The organism is Biostraticola tofi, assembly GCF_004343195.1.
GTDB classification, from domain to species: domain Bacteria; phylum Pseudomonadota; class Gammaproteobacteria; order Enterobacterales; family Enterobacteriaceae; genus Biostraticola; species Biostraticola tofi.
This window is the reverse complement of the sequence record NZ_SMCR01000001.1, coordinates 432888-452266: the sequence shown is the minus strand read 5'-3', so window position 1 is coordinate 452266 and position 19379 is coordinate 432888. Positions and strand designations below refer to the sequence as shown.

18 protein-coding genes and 1 tRNA gene are annotated in these 19379 nt (G+C 52.1%); 10 read left to right on the top strand and 9 right to left on the bottom strand.

Annotated elements, in window-relative coordinates:
* Positions 1-50 precede the first annotated feature (50 nt).
* The 3 genes from EDC52_RS02025 (at position 51) to EDC52_RS20220 (ending at position 2140) form a co-directional block, all read left to right on the top strand.
* The gene (locus EDC52_RS02025; RefSeq protein WP_230467926.1) at positions 51-251 is read left to right on the top strand and encodes a hypothetical protein; all 201 of its coding nucleotides are present in this window, start codon (positions 51-53) and stop codon (positions 249-251) included.
* Positions 252-561: 310 nt separating this feature from the next.
* Positions 562-1659, top strand: coding sequence for an FAD:protein FMN transferase ApbE (gene apbE, locus EDC52_RS02020; RefSeq protein WP_131863586.1), 1098 nt, complete (start codon positions 562-564; stop codon positions 1657-1659).
* 349 nt (positions 1660-2008) lie between these two features.
* The gene (locus EDC52_RS20220; RefSeq protein ID WP_268990334.1) at positions 2009-2140 is read left to right on the top strand and encodes a hypothetical protein; all 132 of its coding nucleotides are present in this window, start codon (positions 2009-2011) and stop codon (positions 2138-2140) included.
* Between the two features lie 75 nt (positions 2141-2215).
* Here the strand turns inward: EDC52_RS20220 and EDC52_RS02015 are convergent, their stop codons facing one another.
* The 4 genes from EDC52_RS02015 to yodD form a co-directional block, all read right to left on the bottom strand.
* On the bottom strand, positions 2216-2626 hold the full coding sequence (locus tag EDC52_RS02015; protein WP_131863585.1) for a helix-turn-helix domain-containing protein: 411 nt from the start codon (positions 2624-2626) through the stop codon (positions 2216-2218).
* 142 nt (positions 2627-2768) lie between these two features.
* Complete coding sequence (locus tag EDC52_RS02010; protein ID WP_131863584.1) at positions 2769-3989, bottom strand: glycosyltransferase family protein; 1221 nt, start codon at positions 3987-3989, stop codon at positions 2769-2771.
* A gap of 53 nt (positions 3990-4042) precedes the next feature.
* A complete protein-coding gene (locus EDC52_RS02005) occupies positions 4043-4858 on the bottom strand; it encodes a mannosyl-3-phosphoglycerate phosphatase-related protein (protein ID WP_131863583.1) in 816 nt (271 codons plus the stop codon).
* Positions 4859-5397: 539 nt separating this feature from the next.
* The gene (gene yodD / locus EDC52_RS02000) at positions 5398-5631 is read right to left on the bottom strand and encodes a YodD family peroxide/acid resistance protein (RefSeq protein WP_131863582.1); all 234 of its coding nucleotides are present in this window, start codon (positions 5629-5631) and stop codon (positions 5398-5400) included.
* Between the two features lie 159 nt (positions 5632-5790).
* On the opposite strand from yodD, the gene dsrB reads away from it, so the two are divergent.
* A complete protein-coding gene (gene dsrB, locus EDC52_RS01995; protein ID WP_131863581.1) occupies positions 5791-5988 on the top strand; it encodes a protein DsrB in 198 nt (65 codons plus the stop codon).
* Between the two features lie 68 nt (positions 5989-6056).
* On the opposite strand, the gene rcsA is transcribed toward dsrB, so the two are convergent.
* Entirely contained in the window at positions 6057-6689 is a 633-nt protein-coding gene (rcsA, locus tag EDC52_RS01990; RefSeq protein ID WP_131863580.1) for a transcriptional regulator RcsA, read from the bottom strand.
* A gap of 1086 nt (positions 6690-7775) precedes the next feature.
* Between rcsA and otsB the strand changes: the two genes are divergently transcribed.
* Positions 7776-8564, top strand: coding sequence for a trehalose-phosphatase (gene otsB / locus EDC52_RS01985; RefSeq protein WP_131863579.1), 789 nt, complete (start codon positions 7776-7778; stop codon positions 8562-8564).
* On the top strand, positions 8561-9940 hold the full coding sequence (otsA, locus tag EDC52_RS01980) for an alpha,alpha-trehalose-phosphate synthase (RefSeq protein WP_131863578.1): 1380 nt from the start codon (positions 8561-8563) through the stop codon (positions 9938-9940). The genes otsB and otsA overlap by 4 nt, the downstream gene beginning before the upstream one ends.
* Before the next feature lie 325 nt (positions 9941-10265).
* Here otsA and EDC52_RS01975 read toward each other — a convergent pair whose 3' ends face one another.
* Both EDC52_RS01975 and putA read right to left on the bottom strand, forming a co-directional pair.
* A complete protein-coding gene (locus tag EDC52_RS01975; RefSeq protein WP_131863577.1) occupies positions 10266-10514 on the bottom strand; it encodes a CsbD family protein in 249 nt (82 codons plus the stop codon).
* A gap of 150 nt (positions 10515-10664) precedes the next feature.
* Positions 10665-14627, bottom strand: coding sequence for a trifunctional transcriptional regulator/proline dehydrogenase/L-glutamate gamma-semialdehyde dehydrogenase (gene putA, locus EDC52_RS01970; protein WP_131863576.1), 3963 nt, complete (start codon positions 14625-14627; stop codon positions 10665-10667).
* Between the two features lie 627 nt (positions 14628-15254).
* Between putA and phoH the strand changes: the two genes are divergently transcribed.
* Positions 15255-16046 carry a phosphate starvation-inducible protein PhoH gene (phoH, locus tag EDC52_RS01965; RefSeq protein WP_196237736.1) on the top strand — a complete coding sequence of 264 codons (792 nt, stop codon included), beginning with the start codon at positions 15255-15257 and terminating at the stop codon, positions 16044-16046.
* Positions 16047-16136: 90 nt separating this feature from the next.
* Here the strand turns inward: phoH and EDC52_RS01960 are convergent.
* Positions 16137-16226, bottom strand: a tRNA-Ser gene (locus tag EDC52_RS01960).
* Positions 16227-16438: 212 nt separating this feature from the next.
* On the opposite strand from EDC52_RS01960, the gene ghrA reads away from it, so the two are divergent.
* Genes ghrA through EDC52_RS01945 form a run of 3 tightly spaced genes read left to right on the top strand, consistent with a single transcriptional unit; the run spans position 16439 to position 18762 of the window.
* The gene (gene ghrA, locus EDC52_RS01955; protein ID WP_131863575.1) at positions 16439-17380 is read left to right on the top strand and encodes a glyoxylate/hydroxypyruvate reductase GhrA; all 942 of its coding nucleotides are present in this window, start codon (positions 16439-16441) and stop codon (positions 17378-17380) included.
* 52 nt (positions 17381-17432) lie between these two features.
* Positions 17433-18170, top strand: a complete 738-nt coding sequence (locus EDC52_RS01950; protein WP_131863574.1) for a phosphatase — start codon at positions 17433-17435, stop codon at positions 18168-18170.
* A gap of 43 nt (positions 18171-18213) precedes the next feature.
* Positions 18214-18762: a TorD/DmsD family molecular chaperone gene (locus EDC52_RS01945; RefSeq protein ID WP_131863573.1), complete on the top strand. Its 549-nt coding sequence runs from the start codon at positions 18214-18216 to the stop codon at positions 18760-18762.
* Between the two features lie 12 nt (positions 18763-18774).
* On the opposite strand, the gene EDC52_RS01940 is transcribed toward EDC52_RS01945, so the two are convergent.
* Positions 18775-19338 carry a lipoprotein gene (locus EDC52_RS01940; RefSeq protein ID WP_131863572.1) on the bottom strand — a complete coding sequence of 188 codons (564 nt, stop codon included), beginning with the start codon at positions 19336-19338 and terminating at the stop codon, positions 18775-18777.
* Positions 19339-19379 lie beyond the last annotated feature (41 nt).

Here is a 19379-nt window from a genome sequence, read left to right as displayed (position 1 = left end):
AAGTTCAGGAGCGGTAACGGGTTATTGCCTCTCATGCTTATCAGGTGATATTGACCACGCTGTTGGGAAACCTGGATCCCGCTGCCCGAGCGCGTATTATCACCATGGTGGATGAAGCGCATGAAATCGCTTATGCGCAGGCGGTCAGTCGACAAGACAAAACCCTTTCGGCGGTGATAAATGGTGCTGATGAAGTGGTACAGAGAATCTTTAATTATGCCCAAGGCGGGATGAATCCCGACCATTTATAGCCCGTGTTCAGGGCAGCGCCGCCATTTATCCCCTCTAAAACCTTTTTCCCTTTCACGATCCGTTTATCTGGATAATAAAAATCCTGTTTAGGATAATATACCGGCTGGGCTGTGGTGATTGAGCGATTGTCGACGTACTTCCCCTGATGAACGCCCACCTCGGTTGGATATTATGCAACGCCTCGTGCGGACTTTCCTATTTGCGGTCCGCCAGCCTAAGGTCCTGCACTCTTAGGCAGACGGCGTTTGCGTTTTTGCTTATCTTGGCACTGATATTGTCCAGGCTTCATGTACTGGCTCTGTGCTGCCCATGCCGACCGGATTCGGCAGGGAAGAGGACATAAAATTGAGTAAACCATTAGCGATATTGGCCTGCATTGCATTGTTGATTTCAGGTTGTGATGAAACCCCGAGTCAAAAAACCGATGATACCTGGTTGGCGGAAGGAAAAACCATGGGCACCTTTTATCGGGTAAAACTGGCGGGGCCCCCCCAGCAGGCGTTGATCGGCCTTAAACAGAAAATAGAACAGCAACTGGCCCAGGATAACTTTGAGCTTTCCACCTATCAGCACGACACGCTGATTTCCCAATTCAACCGTTACCAGGGGAATACTCCCCAGGCAATTACCACCGGTATGGCAGATATCATTACGCTGGCACTGCGTATTGGCCATCTGACCGGCGGGGCGATGGATATCACTGTCGGACCATTGGTAAACCTGTGGGGATTTGGCCCTGACAAGCAGCCTGGCACCATGCCGGCACAGCAGCAGATTGATGAGGCTCGCCGACGTATCGGGTTGCGCCATCTCAAGGTTATACAGACTGCTGAAGGACAATGGTTGCAAAAAGATCTCCCCGACTTGTATGTCGATCTGTCGACCATGGGGGAAGGATACGCGGCTGACCATTTAGCGAGCTTAATGGAAAAACAGGGTATTACGCGCTACCTGGTGTCGGTCGGCGGTGCGGTGAAAGTGCAGGGGATGTCTCCAGGCGGCGTACCCTGGCGCGTTGCTATCCAAAAACCCACCGATGAGAAACTTGACGCCCAGGCGATCGTCGATCTGAAAGGCCACGGCATCAGCACCTCAGGCAGTTACCGAAATTATTACGAAATGGATGGTAAACGGCTGTCCCATATCATCAATCCCGAGACCGGCAGGCCAATTGAACATAAACTGGTTTCGGTGACGGTCATCTCGCCAACTGCGCTGGAAGCGGATGGTTGGGATACTGGCCTGATGGTGCTAGGCACCGAAAAAGCCCAAAAACTGGCGCTTGAGCAAAGTCTGGCGGTGTATATGATAACCAAAACCGATCAGGGTTTCAGATCATGGATGTCGCCGCAGTTCCGCTCTTTTTTGCTGTCGGATAATTCAGTCCAGGCTTTAGAACATCCCTAGCGTAAAGCCCGGCGTGACACTAGGAATAGCCCGATTGCCATGCCGCGGCCTTGCAATGACGCTGCAAATTTGATAACACTAAGTTGCCCCAGTGTTGAGGGGCGTCTTTTGGTAAACCCACCCCAATCTGACAAATAAGCGAGGCGTTTATGAGTAGAGGTAAGGACAAGTCAGCCAAGAAGAAGCCGGAAAAAACACTGAAGGAAAAGCGCGCGGACAAAAAGAGCAAGAAGGGTCTGGAAATCTAATCCCTGTGCTGGTCTGCATCCCCAACCCGGCATTGCCCGGGTTTTTTTATTCTGTCCGGGATGCGCTATACTGCCACCCATAGCCAACAGGAGATAACCAAATGAACGATGATGTTTTTGAATTTGATATTGATGCAGAATTGGCCCAGGCAGAAGCAAATGCCGATAAAAAAGCCGGTGCGCTGCCGGAAACCGTGGCGGATGAAGATGATTGCGAAGGCTGCAAAATCTGATACCCAACCCGAGTCCGGTCACTGACCGGGCAATGCTCCTCCCCTAGTATGACTTTCTTATTTTTCCAGTGTCCATCATGTTGCCCGTTCTGTACTGCCCGCCGTCAGTTTCACTCCGGGTACTGCAGGGGGGGTGAGCATTAGAACCTGACCGGGATGATTGCGGCACTGCTGGGGCGTGATGCCGAAATATTTTTTAAACAGGGTAGTGAACTGCGATTGCGAGTTAAAGCCATATTCGATAGCGATATCGATGATACGTTCGTCAGAGCTGCGCAAGCGATGAACCGCCTCAGTCAGTTTCCTCTGTCGAATGTAACGGCCAATGGCGATACCGGTAGTTGCCCTGAAGACCGTCTGCATGTGCCATACCGAATAGCCTGAACGGGCTGCCACTGCCGGCAACGCAATATCCCGGTTCAAATGATCCTCTATCCAGTCGATCAAAGCGGCGACCAGTGGTTCATTTGGCTTTATGTCTCGCATGCAGATGCTAGTTCCGTCGGTTGAGGGCTGAGCGTTGAAAGGGAGCCATTCTAAGCATCAATCGACTCAGGGCAAGCTAAAACCCTGCCCTGCAGATACAACAGGGCAAGTGATGTGCCTCCGAAGCGTAGGCCGGTCTGCGCTACACGTTGCCTTTATTATCTTCTTCAACCGCATCATAGATACGTTGCATGATATCTGGGAAGGCCGACTGTACCCGGCTCCAACTGGGGATAAATGGCTTATCGTTTGGACGTTCGATAAAGGCTTGCCCGGCATCAAGGATGCACTGCATAAACAGTTCGACAGCCGCCTCTTCGCTGTGCTGATCAAATTTCAGGCCGTTCATTATGGCATCATGATGATAGAATTCCAGGATATCGAGGGCATTCCGATAATAAGTCGCTTTCAGAACCCGGAACGAATCACTGGTCAGATTGACCCCCATGGTCGCCAGCTTACGGTACAGCGACTGGATGATATCATTACTCATTCGCTTCAGGCCGCCAGAACCATCTTCTTCAGCCAGCGGTTGATGCTTGTGGTCATAATTATCGGCAATTTCCACCTGGCAAATATGGTTAGGTGAATAATTTCGATAAATTTCCGAAAGCAGCCCAATTTCCAAGCCCCAGTCTCCTGGAATTTTCATGTCGTGCATTACCCGAGTTCGCATGGCGAACTCCCCGGACAGCGGATAACGGAAGCTGTTCAGGTAATCAAGGTAGTCGGATTGACCATAGACATTTTCCAGCGATCGCAACAGCGGGCCCACCAGCAGTCTGACCACCCGACCATTCATTTTTCCATTGGCGACGCGCGCATAGAAACCTTTACAGAATTCATAGTTAAACTTTGGATGGACCACCGGATACATCAAGCGAGCAAGCATACCGCGCTCATAAGTGACAATGTCACAGTCATGCAGCGCTACCGCCAAGGTGCGATCAGACGCCAGAGTGTAGCCGGTACAAAACCACACATTGCGGCCTTTGCCAGGCTCACTGGGGGACAAGCCCTCTTTTTCCAGCTCAGCGTCGATCGACTTAAGCCTGGGGCCATCATTCCACAGGATGCGATGATGTTGGGGCAGTCGGGAGAAGAACTCCCGGGCAAACAGAAATTGATCCCGGTCGGCACGGTCCAGGCCGATAACGATCTCTTCCAGGTAGGGCACTTTGGCGATTTCATCAATGATGTTCTCAAGTGCGGGTCCTTCAAGTTCGGAAAACAGTGACGGTAAAATCAGCCCCATTTTGCGCTTTTTTGCAAACCCGGCTAACTGAGTTTCCAATTCTTCAACTTTCCGGTTGGACAGATTATGAAAGTTGGCAATAATCCCGTTCTGATGAAAATCGCTCATAAAACACTCCCTAAATGCTATGATTATTTTTTAATACTTATTGTGCCTGACCATCAAACAGCAGTAATAAAGTGGGAAAGCCCTTCGCTCCAACCTTCAGGGCCGTATGATTGGGTGCGATAAACATAGTGCTGAAGTGGGGAAAGTTCCACTGGAATGTTGCTGTATCCGCGAATTACCACCGCATAATCAACTGCTTCGAGCATTGAGACGTCATTGGGACCATCGCCAAGTCCAATTGTTTTCCATTCACGTCCGTCCAGTTGGCGATACTTGTCCAGCAGCCACTTGATGGCCGGCCCTTTACCGCTGCCTGCCGACATGACATGGTAAAAACGGCCTCCCTGGGTAATGGTCAGATCGTCTAGGGCCAGATCAGTGGCGAATTCTGCCAGCCGCTCATCGGTATCACGCCAGATAAACGCTTCAGAGGCTTCGCGCTGTTTTGCCAGCAAGGCATCACTGGCGCTGAGACCGGTCCATTCGATAATTTCTTTTTCGCTGACGTCGCCAAAACCAAAAAATTTGTATCCTTTAAGGCTACGCAATTGCTCCATGGCTTGCCGAATAGTGCTGTAATCCTTGCCCAGCACTTGCGAGGATAAGGCTGGCGAGTCACTGTGCTGCTGAACGTCAAGGTGCAGTACCGCCCCGTTCTCGGCGATAAAAGGCAAGCCTTCCAGCGCGAGGCTTTTTTGCAACACCTGTATTTCAGCCGCGGTTTTGCTGGAACATATCACCACCGGAATGGTGTTTTGGCGTAGTAGGGCCAGCCAGTCGGCTGCAGGTTGCCAACTATAGGTATGGTGGTCCAGCAGTGAACCGTCGAGATCGGTAACTATTAACAAAGGGTCAGTGATATGGGGCATTGCTTTCTCCAAGTTACCCGCGCGCGTCGGTAGCGTGGGGAATCAGGAACATTGATTTATTTGAGTATATACGATGACTACCTAACAATTAGGATTTAATAAACCTAATCATTGGCGCTTGTAGCGGCCTGAAGCGATAGGATAAACACTGTTGATCCCCTTACGTTTTTTGCGAAAAATCCTAAAAAAAGAGACGACCTAGCGTGAGGGAATCGCTTCTTTCGTTGCGGGTAAGTCGTGTCATCTACTTGAAATAAATGGTAATAAGCCTACATTATCATCCGGGTGACTGCGGAGCATGTACAATCATGACGAAGTGAATTGAGTAACAAGCGTAACGTTACTTGCGAAATACAAGGATGTGTATAATATTACTGCGTAATATGATTTCCTAGTGTAACGAACTTTCAGCATCATTCCATTTATAAGGGATGTTGCCTTTCCCCGGCGCAGTCCGGGGGATTTTTTCAGGCGCTTCCGATCTCACTCAGCGAGAGGGTATCCCGTCATCCCAGTCTGGGATCAGTGCTCTCACCGCGCTAACGATTGACTTCGGTCACCGCATAATCACGAATGTCCAGATCATAGGCAGAGGCCAATTCGCCGAAACTGGGGTATTGCTTATCACCGACGGTAACAGTATGCCGACTTTCATTATCCTGGCTCCGTTTTACCTCACTGTCGGTTGCGGACTGCACCGCTTCCAGCAATGCATCAACATCAATATTAATCTCACGCTGCAAATTATCACTGTATTCTTTTGCAAAGCCCATTTTGTTTCCTCTTACTGGTCATTCGCTAGTCCTACTGTTTCCTTAGTATAGCCACCAGCGTTAACAACGCGGTATTTTTCATTGATTAAGCATCGGAGGGGGCTTCCTCAAAGGGAACTTTATACTACACTAGCGACAGGGCAAATTAGGGGGCAACTGATGAAATTAAATGATCGCGTCACGGTTAAAACTGACGGTGGACCGCGCCGACAAGGCTCAATCCTGGCGGTGGAAGAGTTCAGCGAAGGTGTTATGTATCTGGTATCCCTGGATGATTACCCAACCGGAATCTGGTTTTTCAACGAGGTCAATAATCCTGACGGGGTATTTGTACAACCGATATCCGATGACCAGTAGTCGTCAACCATAAAACAACGCCTCATGCTGTTACCGTCCGGGCGACAGCATGAGGCTGAGTTCATTACTCAGCGTGCGTTAACATATATGCCACTAGTAACGGTATCGGTTAAACGCACGACATGGTAGATAACCTGCTTGTTGTGCGTTTTGATTTTGCGTTTGATATTGCCTTTATGGGACGAAACCGTTTTCGCTTTAATCTGCATGCTGTCTGAAATCTGTATAGTGTCATGACCTGACATCCACATCCGCAGCATATTAGACTCAGTCTGGCTGAGCCTGATTGGGCTGAGATCCAGGGGACATTTGTGATTATGCTCTGGCGATTTCGCCTTGCTGCAGCCGGTCAAAAGTGTGTTAAGCGTTTCAGGCTTGATGGATTTGGATGTGATAATCAAGTTGCTGCGAACGAACAGATAGTCTTCAAAATGAATATTAGTCATCGCCATGAAAATAAAGAATAACGTGTCGGGATGTTGGGTAATTACCCGCTTTATTCTTTCTGTTGCGTCAGGCTCATTGATAAAACACTCTTCATTGATAAAAACCACGGTGGGCTTAATCCGGGCGCATTTCGCTTGAAGCTGACCAATGTCGTTAACCGTATTGATATTACGACGCTTAATCCCGGCTTCCGTTAGGAAACCGGTAAGTCCTAGCCTGGTGTAGCTGCATGAGTCCATAATAATCGTTGGCATAGCGTACCCTCACTGAAAATCGTTATCCGTTTTAATCAACGATAAAATGCATATTACGTGCCTGGAAAAAGCCGTAGGCTTCACAGATAAGTGTTGTTTTAACAACAATCTGTGATCAGGTTCAATGACATTTTTTTTAAGACCTATCCTAAAAGCGAGATCGGTAAATGGAACTTATGTCTGACAACCCCTGACGTTCTTCCGTGTAATAAACGGATAACATGATTTCGGCCTGTTGTTGGCTCGCGGGATGCATATATTTGCCAGTCAATGACCGGAACAGGGCAGGTAAGTGATACTATTCTAATACATATTTACCTAACTATACATAAGAAAAATTCATTCATTTTTTTTCGCTGGCTTTAAACAAATCTTGACACTCGAAAAGAGTTGTTACTCATTCCAATCGTCAGAAAATAGCAACATTTATCAATAAGTTATTCCTATGTCAGCCGGTAAGGTTAACGGTTATCATTTACATATGTACAAAAAGCACCCAAATGATTATTTGCTGTACATTGTTATGTCAAATTTCGTTCACGTTTTGAGAATATCAGGCGGCGGTGTTTGGGCATTTGCCTGAAGAGCGAGCGAAAATCGAAGGCTATCGCCGCCGATCCGGTGGATACTCTACAATATTGCTAATAGTTTAAATTGAATATGGTAACCATGGTTACTAATTCCAGCTCGGTATGATATCTGTTATTAAAAAAATAGGCATATCAATTACTTATCTAAATGTTGCTGGAAGGTTACCAGGATGTGTTTAAGCGGTATTGCAGGCAGAGGTCAATGCGTTAAGTCCATTTATGACATATGAAAAATTATTGTCTATACTAACTAATGGGACCTTCACCGTCCTCAGAATACACGCGGGTCTAAAAGCGGGACTATTGATAGCTTTGCGCCACTGATGACGCAGTTTCATGGAGAAAGACGATCGTTACCATTTACTTCCTTCCTGTCACTCCTTTTTCAACCTCGCTTTGACCACGCGCTTACTCGGTCGGTGAACACAACGCGTGAACGTCTCTCGCCACCATGGCGAAGCCAAACAATGCACGTGTGATAAACGAGGATTCAGCTATGACACAAAGTGATTCAGTTCCGCCGATAGACCTGAGCCGATTTGCCTGCTTTTTCGATGTGGACGGCTGCCTTGCCGCCATCGAGACCAGGCCTGACTGGGTATCTATTCCGGAAAACGTCAGGCTTGCCCTGTGTCAGCTCTATCTATTGACCGGGGGTGCCCTGGCTCTGGTCTCTGGCAGGACTCTCAATGAGCTCGATGCGTTGAGCGCGCCTTTGCACAGTCCGGCAGCTGGAGTTCATGGTGCAGTTCGCCGTGATGCACAAGGTCATATTCACCAAATTGATCTTCCACCATCGCTGGCGGCCACCCTGGGACAGGAGCTCAGGGAGGCAATCGCTCCTTTTACCGGCTGTCATGTAGAAGCCAAGGGCATGGCATTTGCCCTGCATTATCGCGAAGCGGCCCATCATAAAGCTGATATTGAAGCAGTAGCGGCCGCTTTCAGCGCTCGCTATCCCGAATTAACCCGTCAGCCCGGCAAGTGTGTGGTTGAATTAAAGCCGGCAGGGGTTAATAAGGGGGCGGCTATTGAAGCATTCATGACTGAGGCCCCTTTTTCCGGGCGGACACCCTTGTTTATCGGCGATGATGTCACCGATGAAGCCGGTTTCAACGCGGTTAATGACTTGGGCGGCGTATCCATCAAAGTCGGGCCGGGTGAAACTGCCGCAGGCTATCGGCTGGACGATGTGGGCCAGGTACATGCCTGGCTGTTATCATTACTAGAACAAAAAGAAAATCATACAATGAATACTAATAATTCAGTTCGGGAGGGGTTATGAGTCGCCTAGTTGTCGTTTCGAACCGCATTGCGGCCATGGAAGGTAAAAAAGAAAGTGCTGGTGGTCTGGCAGTCGGCATCATGGACTCATTAAAAGATGCCGGGGGATTATGGTTTGGCTGGAATGGTAAGATAAGCGAAGAACAACAACCGTTAGAGATTAACCAGCAGGACAATATCACCTTTGCTGCGTTCAGCCTGAAGCAAAGTGAGTATGACCAATATTATCTGAATTTTTCTAACACGGTCATCTGGCCAGCCTTTCACTATCGTCTGGATCTGGTTAACTATCAGCAGGAAGACTACGATGGTTACTGCCGGGTTAATGAGACCTTGGCAGAGCGATTGAAACCACTGGTAGCAGATGATGATATTGTGTGGATTCATGATTATCATCTGTTACCGCTGGCCTCCGCATGTCGCCGAATGGGCATGAAGAATCGAATCGGTTTTTTCCTGCACATTCCATTCCCTACCTCAGAAATTTTCAACGCCTTGCCGCCACGTAAAGAAATCCTCGAAAAACTTTGTGAATATGATTTGGTCGGATTCCAGGCGGAAAGCGATCGCCAGGCATTTCTGGAAAATCTCGCCCTGGTTACTGACGTAAGAGAGGTGGGCGATGACCGAATCGAGGCATACGGTAAAACGCTGACTGTGCGGGTGTATCCCATCGGCGTTGAGCCCGACAGCATTCGTGAATTGGCTGAAGGCCGGTTGCCGCCCAAGCTTGCCCATTTGCGTGATAAAATGAACGGCCAGCTGATTATCAGCGTAGACCGTCTGGATTACTCCAAAGGCTTGCCTGAGCGTTTCCAGGCCTATGAGAACCTGCTGGAAAATTATCCTCAGCATCGAGGACATATTCGTTACTTCCAGATTGCCCCGACGTCACGAGGCGATGTGCAGGCTTATCAAGATATCCGGCATGAGCTTGAAACCCATGCCGGTCGTATCAATGGTCATTATTCTACCCTGGAATGGACACCGCTGTTTTATCTCAATCAGCATTACGAGCGCAGCCTGCTGATGAAAATATTCCGTCACTGTGAAGTGGGTCTGGTCACGCCGCTGCGCGATGGTATGAATCTGGTGGCGAAAGAGTATGTGGCCTCGCAGGATCCCCAAAACCCTGGGGTGTTGATCCTGTCCCGCTTTGCCGGTGCCGCCAATGAGCTGACATCTGCGCTGCTGGTAAATCCCTATGATCGGGATGGTGTTGCAGCCGCTATGGATAAAGCGTTGCGCATGCCGCTGGATGAGCGTAAGGCGCGCTATAACGAAATGATGGATTCTATTACCAAAAATGATATCGCCCACTGGCGTCAAAGCTTCCTGAGTGATCTGAACCAGGTCAGCGTCGCTGCACGCGATTGACCCCAGCGCTTTGGCCATAAGGTTACTGCTATTGCCAGACCGACCCGCGCTTTGCCTGCCGGGCAAAGCGTTTTTTTTAGCGCAGACCGGCGGTATCCCACTGTAGATCTCTAGAGGCGAGGATTAGCGCAGATCACTACAGGCGAGGATTACCGGCGGGAGCAGGTTAATTGAGAGAAGGTCTGACGCGGCATCAGGCGCAGAAAAAACCGGAATGGGCAAATAGCCACATTCCGGCAATTCACTGGATGACATCAGATTCAGACACAGGATCGATAGTCAGCCAGATTTGAGGGAAGTCATCTTCAGCGCCGCTGATTACGCGTCATCTGCGGCCGATGATCTTGGCCAGCAGGAAACCGATACCACCGGCAATCAACAGCGCAGGGACGGGATCGCTGGCGGTTTTATCTTTGATAGTGTCGATGCAGTCGTTCACGCTGTATGACGCCTGCGCCGCGCGTTTACGCAATTTGCCTTCAACTTGAGTTGAACGATCGCCTGATGCGCGGCCAAATTCTTCCTGACCTTTGCCCGCCAATTCTTCCGCTTTATCTTTGGCTTTATCAAACATATTATTCATCCTTTTTCGTTGGAAACCCCTTAAAGATAGTCCAAAAACAACGGTTAGCGAGGTTATGACCGTTTTATTTCAGGTTTTGGGATTATTCCTGACCGGCTGTATCATGCCAACCGGCCGGGCGGTTAACGCCCGGCCGGAAGGTTAGCCGATGGTCATCAGACTGGCATTGCCGCCAGCGGCGGCGGTGTTGACACTGACGGCTCGTTCCAGCAGCAAGCGCTCCAGCAGAATATGACGATCACCGCGCTCATAGCCCTGAACCAGAATAATCGGGCCGGGACGCTCGGCCATGGTCTGGCACAGCCCCAGAAGCTGGTCAGCGTCTCCATGGAACAAAACCGCGTCCACCGAGGTAATGGCGCCAATGTCGGCGACAAAATCTATTTTCTGCTGTACCGCCTGTGGCAAGTCGGCAAACAGCGAACGGGAGGAGGGCGCTTCCAGCCATAATACGCCGGCGCCGGTGCTTAATACCGCAGCGAGCTGTACCAGCAGATCGCTTTCCTCATCGGCCAGGCAAAGGATATGTTGCCGTCCCAACAGGCGATAGCTGTTATGCTCACCGGTCGGCCCCTTCAGCACCCTGAGGCTGCCGGATTGCGAAAGCTCGGCAAACATCCGACCGCTGTCAGCCAGGAGGTTATCCGAACGTTGATCTGCCCAGTCGATAAGTGTTGCGAGTACCGCCTGCCACTGGGCTTTGCCGCTGTGATCCGCGATTGCCATATCATCCAGCATGCTGAGCGACGACAGTTTTTGTGTCGGGTGTCGGCGGTTCATCAGGCGATACAGGTACAGCGGCCCGCCGGCTTTTGGTCCGGTACCGGATAATCCTTCGCCGCCAAAGGGTTGCACCCCAACCACCGCGCCGACAATATTGCGGTTGATATAACAGTTGCCTACCTGCGCGCCGGTAATGACTCGGTTAATGGTTTCATCTATGCGTGTGTGTAGGCCAAGTGTCAGTCCGTAACCCTTGGCATTGATACTGTCGATAAGCGCTGGCAACTGCCGGCGATTAAAGCGAACCACATGCAGCACCGGGCCGAAGATTTCCCGATCCAGCGATGCCACTTGGTCCAACTCTATCAGGGTAGGGGGGACAAAGGTACCGGCTGCCAATTCAGCCGTATCCGGCACCAGGCTTTGCCATACTTGATGCCCTTGTTCGCGCATACGGTCAATGTGCTGTTCTATCGCCTGTTTCGCTTCCAGGTCGATTACCGGCCCGATATCGGTAGCCAGGCGCTCCGGGTTGCCCAGAACACACTCCGCCATAGCCCCCTTCAGCATGCGCAGCGTCCGACAAGCCACATCTTCCTGGATGCACAACAGGCGCAAGGCCGAGCAGCGTTGGCCAGCACTATCAAACGCTGAAGCTAGCACATCGGTCACCACTTGCTCCGTCAGGGCTGAAGAATCGACAATCATCGCGTTCAAACCGCCGGTTTCGGCGATGAAGGCAATCGGTTTACCGGCCGGATCCAGTCGGGAGGAGAGGGATTTTTGCACAATACGCGCCACATCGGTTGAACCGGTAAACATCACGCCGCGCACGTGGTGACTGGCCACCAGGGCAGCGCCTACCGTTTCGCCTTCGCCCGGCAGCAACTGCAGTACTCCCTCGGGCACCCCGGCTGCCAGTAGAATTTTTACCCCTTGCATGGCAATGAGCGGGGTTTGTTCTGCAGGTTTGGCCAGTACTGGGTTGCCGGCCGCCAAGGCAGCGGCAATCTGGCCGGTAAAAATGGCCAGAGGGAAATTCCACGGGCTGATGCAGACGATCGGGCCGAGTGGTCGGCAATGATCATGGCTAAAATCATTGTCGGGGTGGTCATCGCCAATCAAGCTGGCATAGTAACGCAGGAAATCCACCGCTTCGCGCACTTCAGCTACCGCGTTGGCATAGCTTTTACCCGCTTCGCGCACCAGGAGCCCGATAAGCGTTTCCAGGCGCGATTCCATGATATCCGCGGCTCTTGAAAGTATTGTCGCCCGTTCAGTGACCGGTGTGGCAGACCATAGCGGCATGTTAAGCGTAGCGGCGTTCAGAGCGCGTTCAACCTCGTTCAGGGTGGCCATACGGCACTCGCCCACGCAATCCTGATGATCGGCCGGATTGAGTATCGGTGCAAAAGGGGCGGTATCGCACTCGGCGGCGATCACCGGCGCGGCCCGCCAGCCTGGATTGACGCTGTTGAGCAGTGCGCTGGACAACGACGCCAACCGGTGTTCGTTGGCTAAATCCAGACCGGCGGAATTGCGCCTTGCCGGGCCATAAAGTTGACGCGGCAGCGGAATACGCGGATGGGGCATGCCCACCTGCGATTCTTTTTCACCCATTGCCAGCACGTCATTTGCCGGGTTGGCGATCAGGGAATCAATTGAAAGGGTAGGATCCGCAATCCGGTTGACGAACGAGGTATTGGCGCCATTTTCCAATAAGCGTCTGACCAGATAGGCCAGCAGGGTCTCGTGAGTACCGACCGGCGCATAAATACGGCAAGGGCGATTCAATCTGCCTTCGGCCGTTTTACCTACCACCTGCTCATAAAGCGGTTCACCCATACCATGCAGGCATTGGAATTCATATTGGCCCGGGTAGTAGTTCTGGCCGGCGAAATGATAGATGGCCGCCACGGTATGGGCGTTATGAGTCGCAAATTGCGGATAGATGCAGTGTGGGACGGCCAGCAGTTTGCGTGCGCAGGCCAGATAGGCAATATCGGTATAGGCCTTGCGGGTATAAACCGGGTAGCCTTCCAGGCCGTCCATCTGGGCTCGTTTGATTTCGCTGTCCCAGTAAGCGCCTTTTACCAGCCTTATCATTAACCGCCGTTGGCTCTTGCGGGCAAGTTCGATAAGCTCGTCTATCACGAAAGGGCAGCGCTTCTGATAGGCCTGGATAACAAAGCCTATACCGTTCCAGCCGGCCAGTGCCGGTTCAAAACACAGCCTCTGCAGCAGGTCGAGCGAGATTTCCAACCGATCGGCCTCCTCGGCATCGATATTGATGCCGACATCATACTGCCGGGCCAGCAACGTCAATTCCAGCAGGCGCGGATACAACTGCTGCATAATGCGATCATACTGGGCACGGCAATAGCGCGGGTGCAGGGCCGAAAGTTTGATGGAAATGCCCGGGCCTTCATAGATACCACGCCCGTTGGATGCTTTGCCGATGGCATGGATCGCCTGTCGATAGGACCGCAGGTAAGCTTGAGCGTCTTGGTCGGTGAGCGCCGCCTCGCCCAGCATATCGTAGGAATAACGGAAGCCCCGCTGTTCAAGTCGGTGTGCATTAGCCAGGGCTTCGCCGATATGTTCACCGGTGACGAATTGTTCGCCCATCAGGCGCATCGCCATATCCACCCCTTTACGAATGAGCGGTTCTCCGCTCTTGCCAATGATGCGGTTCAACGAGCTGGACAGACTGGCCTCACTGTGGGTTGCGGTCAGCTTGCCGGTGAACAGCAGCCCCCAGGTGGCGGCATTGACAAACACTGACTGGCTGCGACCCAAATGGGTCTGCCAGTTGCCACTGCTTATTTTATCGCGGATAAGGGCATCGCGGGTGGCCTTGTCCGGGATACGCAATAGCGCTTCAGCCAGACACATCAAGGCCACGCCTTCCTGGGACGACAGGGAGAACTCTTGCAGCAGGCTCTGGACCATACCGGCGCGACCGGCGCTTTTTTTCTGATTACGCACGTTTTCGGCCAGACGGCGCGCCAGCGCATCTACCTTGCCGGCCAGCGGCGAGTCCATTTTGGCCTGTTCCAGGAGTAACGGGACCGCTTCGGTTTCCGGTCGGCGCCAGGCGGCGGTAATGGCCGCGCGTGTGACCGACTGTGGCAAAATGTGTTCAGCAAACTCAAGGAACGGCTGGCGGAGTTCCGGTGCAGGCAGGGCGTCTTCGTCTTCCGTCGGTATGCAGGCGTTGATATTGCCCGGTACCGGCAAACCTTTATCCAGCTCATCAAGATAATGAAAAATGGCCTGTTTTATCAGCCAGTGAGGGGTGCGATTGATATTAAGCGCAGCCAGCTTGATTCTTTCCCGGGCGGCGTCATCCAGTTTGACGCCCATAGTGGTTGTACCCATTATTCATATCCTGAGCAGCATTGGTAATGCGTACTATCGCTAATGTTGCAACTCAGTGCAACCCGGTTAACAGAGGATGATATTAGGGTTAAAAAGGCAACTGGCGCGGCGATAAAAGCCGGGTTTAAGCAGCGCGTAGTAGCATCTGGATGTGAAGAAAAGATGAACTGTTTGCAACAACATTTTTTTACAGTTGAAGTAAAAAAAAGTTGCATCCACTAACTAATCTGTAGCAATGTCATTATACTCAAGGCGTAAGTGGTGAAGTATACCCGGTGTCGTAATCATCATAGGGGGGATCGCTGATGGCAGTGTCCTGTGACGGACTGAAGAAACAACACCCATCTTTAACAATCATCCGCTATCCCCTAGGCGGTAAACATTGCTACCCCCGGTTGAAACCCGATTATGTTGTTAACGCTCTGGTAAAAAACCGCCTTCTCGTCAATGCATTCCTCCCCGATATCTTTCCCGTCGACTATGCCGGTTCCTGGCGCGGAGAATGGGCTCTGGATATCACCTCTCTTGGCTATAAGGGCTCAAAGGAAGCCACAACCTCATGTGTGTGAAGCGTAATCGCACGATCCCGGTCGTGTGAAGGGTGAAACAAACTGTAAGGTGCCACTAATGGGAAGACAAAAAGCAGTGATCAAAGCTCGTCGTGAAGCTAAACGTGTTATCCGGCGTGAATCACGCAATTATAAAATGCGTGAAGAAGATTCGGTCACTTCGCTGGTTCATATGAGCGGCATAGAGTCGATTGGCATGGCTCGCGATTGTCGCGATTCGTCGTTAATCGAAGCGCGAAATGAAGCTCAAGAACAGTATCTGACGGCTATCGAAACCAAGCAGTTGATCTTTGCTACCGGAGAGGCAGGTTGCGGCAAGACCTTCCTGAGCGCTGCGAAAGCGGCAGATGCGTTAATTCACAAAGAAGTTGAACGTATTATCGTCACCCGCCCGGTGCTGCAGGCCGATGAGGATCTTGGCTTTCTGCCCGGCGACATTGCTGAAAAATTCGCGCCGTACTTCCGCCCGGTCTACGACATTCTGTTGCGTCGGCTGGGGTCATCCTTTATGCAATATTGCCTGCGACCTGAAATCGGCAAAGTAGAGATTGCGCCTTTTGCCTATATGCGCGGCAGAACATTCGAGAATGCCGTCGTCATTCTGGATGAGGCGCAAAACGTGACGGTTAACCAGATGAAGATGTTTCTGACCCGTTTGGGTGAAAATGTCACGGTTATCGTCAATGGTGATGTGACCCAGTGCGATTTGCCGCGCGGCGTGAAATCCGGTCTGGCCGATGCCCTGGAGCGCTTCCAGACCGATGACGACATGATAAGCGTCATCCGCTTTGGCAAGCAGGACTGCGTGCGTTCAGCTTTGTGTCAAAGAACGCTGAATGCCTATGATTGACCGAACAGCGGCAACGCAGGGTTTATCACTTATTCGGTGAGTTCGGACATAAAAAAAGCCCGGCGATAGCCGGGCTTTTCTTTGGAATGATGGCGGTGAGGGAGGGATTCGAACCCTCGATACGCTTTCGCGTATACACACTTTCCAGGCGTGCTCCTTAAGCCTCTCGGACACCTCACCACGTTGTTAACCGTCTGGGCTAACGGGGCGCTACTATAGGGAGTCGACCGATTCTGGTCAAGTATAATTTCATTCAGCATCCCTGTTTGCTCATCCCTTGAGCACCCCATAGGCAGCCAGCGCCAACAGTGGTGGGAGGATAACCGTTATGGCGATATGATAATCAAATAGCGCATTGATTTTGTATGAAGAATTGGGGTTCACCGACAGCCATGAAGATCATTTTTTTTCATCCCGAGAATGAAGCCAGGCAGTGGATTCACGGTCTGGAGCAACGCTTGCCAACTGCCCGCGTGCGAGCCTGGCAGCCGGCGGATCGGCAGCCGGCCGATTATGCCCTGGTATGGCATCCGCCGACCGCCATGCTGGCCGGACGGGATGATTTACGCGGCGTATTTATTCTGGGCGCCGGCGTTGATGCGTTGTTGAATCAGTTGCGGCAGCATCCGCAAATGCTGCCGGCCGGCGTGCCGCTGCTGCGCCTGGAAGACACCGGCATGGCTGCTCAGATGATCGAATACGTGGTGTTTGCAGTGCTGGGCTATTATCGGCGTTTCGATGAGTACCGGCTGTTACAGGCTCGACAGCAATGGTGTGAGCTACCCCTGGCCGATAAACAGGATTTTACCATCGGCGTTGCCGGGGCAGGGGTGCTGGGCCAGCAAGTGGCCCAAGCGCTGGTGACGTTGGGATTTCCGGTACGTTGTTGGAGTCAGAGCCCAAAAGCGATTCCCCAGGTCACAAGCTTTGCCGGCGAGCAGCAGTTGGCCGACTTCCTTAGCGGCACTCGACTGCTGGTCAATCTGCTGCCCAATACGCCTGCGACCCGCGGCATTCTCGATGCAAGCCTGTTCAGGCAATTGGTGCGGGGCGCCTATATCATTAATGTTGGCCGTGGGGCCCATTTGAACCAGCCTGACCTACTGGCCGCCATTGACAGCGGTCAGATAGCAGCCGCGACCCTGGATGTCTGTGCCGAGGAACCGTTGCCGGCAGCGGATGCGCTCTGGCACTCTCCCCGGGTAACGCTTACACCGCATATCGCAGCCGCTACTCTCCCTGTGCTGGCGATGGACAATATTGCCGAAAATATACGCCGTATCGAAAACGGGCTGCCACCATTTGGTAAGGTTGATAGGGTAAAAGGGTATTAGCGCAAAGCAGACTGTCGCGCTGTCAGCCACACTTTTTTCAACAGGAGAAACTATGTATCCGGTAGACCTTCATATGCATACCGTCGCCAGCACCCATGCCTACAGCACGCTGCATGATTACATTGCCGAGGCCCGCCAAAAGGGTATTCGACTGTTTGCCATTACCGATCATGGACCGGATATGGCCGATGCGCCCCATTACTGGCATTTTATGAACATGCGCGTCTGGCCGAGGAGGGTTGATGGGGTCGGCATACTGCGCGGTATTGAAGCCAATATCAAAAATATCGACGGCGATATTGACTGCACCGGACCGATGCTGAACGAAATGGATCTGATCATCGCCGGTTTTCATGAACCGGTGTACCCACCGTCCGATATCAACACCCATACCGCGGCCATGATTGCCGCCATGGCCCAAGGCCAGGTGCATATCATCAGCCATCCCGGCAATCCCAAATACCCGGTGGACATTCCGGCCATCGCTGCTGCTGCTGCCCGCTATCAGGTAGCGCTGGAGCTGAACAATTCTTCTTTTATCCATTCTCGCCCTGGCAGCGAGCCCAACTGCCGCGCCATAGTGGCAGCGGTGCGAGATGCCGGCGGCTGGCTCAGCCTGGGTTCAGACTCCCATATTGCCTGGTCGCTGGGTAATTTCGAGCACTGCCAGCGCATTCTCGATCAGGAGGGATTTCCAGCCGAGCGGATCCTGAACGCCAGTCCGCGGCGGGTACTGGATTTCCTGCAGCAAAAAGGCAAACCGGCGATTGCGGAATTGGCCGATCTGTGAGAATGTCTGCGCCGGTTTTTATAAGACGGAAAGCGCCAATACAATGAATGATTTTTCCCTGGTTTGCCGCGTGCTCGGCAACCTGTTTTACCGGCAGCCCGGCGATATGCTGTTGAGCGGCCTGATGACCCTTATCTCCGACGGTAAACTGGGCCAGCATTGGCCTCTAGAGCAGGATGAATTGCTTGAACGGCTGAGCCTGAGCGCCCAGACCGAAGATCTCGGCGCCGATTATGCCGCGCTGTTTGACGGTGAGGCGCCCAAGGTACCGGCACTGCGGAGCGACTGGGTCACCGGCACCGAGGAACAGGTCCGGTCGTTTTTACACCAGCGTGGCATGCCGCCTAACGCGGGACCCGCCGATCATTTCGGCAGCCTGGTTCTGGCCGCCTCCTGGCTGGAAGACCAAGCGACAGAAGATGAAACTGCAGGCCAGCGCCAGCTGTTTGATCAGTTTATTCTGCCCTGGAGCGGGAAATTCCTCGGCAATGTGGAAAGCTTTGCCGCCACCGAATTCTATCGCACCCTGGCGTTGATTTGCCGTGGAGCACTGGAGGCAATGCGCGAAGAACTGGATGAAACCCTGGGCTGAAGCCCGGCGTTATCATCGCGTGAACGGAATGACTATCTGACCTGGCCTGACCTCCAGCCCTTTGGCCAACCGCTTGGCCATCGCCTCATCTTTGTTGTTGGCCGCGTCGAGCACGTAAGCCGGGCGGTTATCGAAATAAGACTTCAGGGTATTATCCAGATAAGGGGCGAATACGGCGAAGGCGCTTTGCAGGTGTTCAGGGGCAATCTGGTAATCAATGACTTTCATGTTTTTCAGGTAAATGGCGCCCTGGTCGGCGTCATACCAGGGCTGAGCCTGCAGCGTCAGCGTCATTGATGCCTTTTCTCGGCCCAGCAATGACGAGATATCGACCAGGGCGTTGCCCATCAGCCGCACTTTACCGGACTCGGCACGGCCGATGTCGCTTTTCAGCTGGGTCAGCGCCATATTGGCATTCACCAGTCCGGGTACCCCTAAAGAACGTTCAAATTCATTATGCTGCTGTAGATACTCATTGACTTCCTGCTCACTGACGGTGTACTGCGTCAGCTTGCTACAGCCGGCCAGCAGCAGACCGATAGCAATCATCAGTGGTAGGACCAGGCTTTTTCTCATGTGATTTATACGCTTCCGTTATGCCAACGACTTTTGCCGCA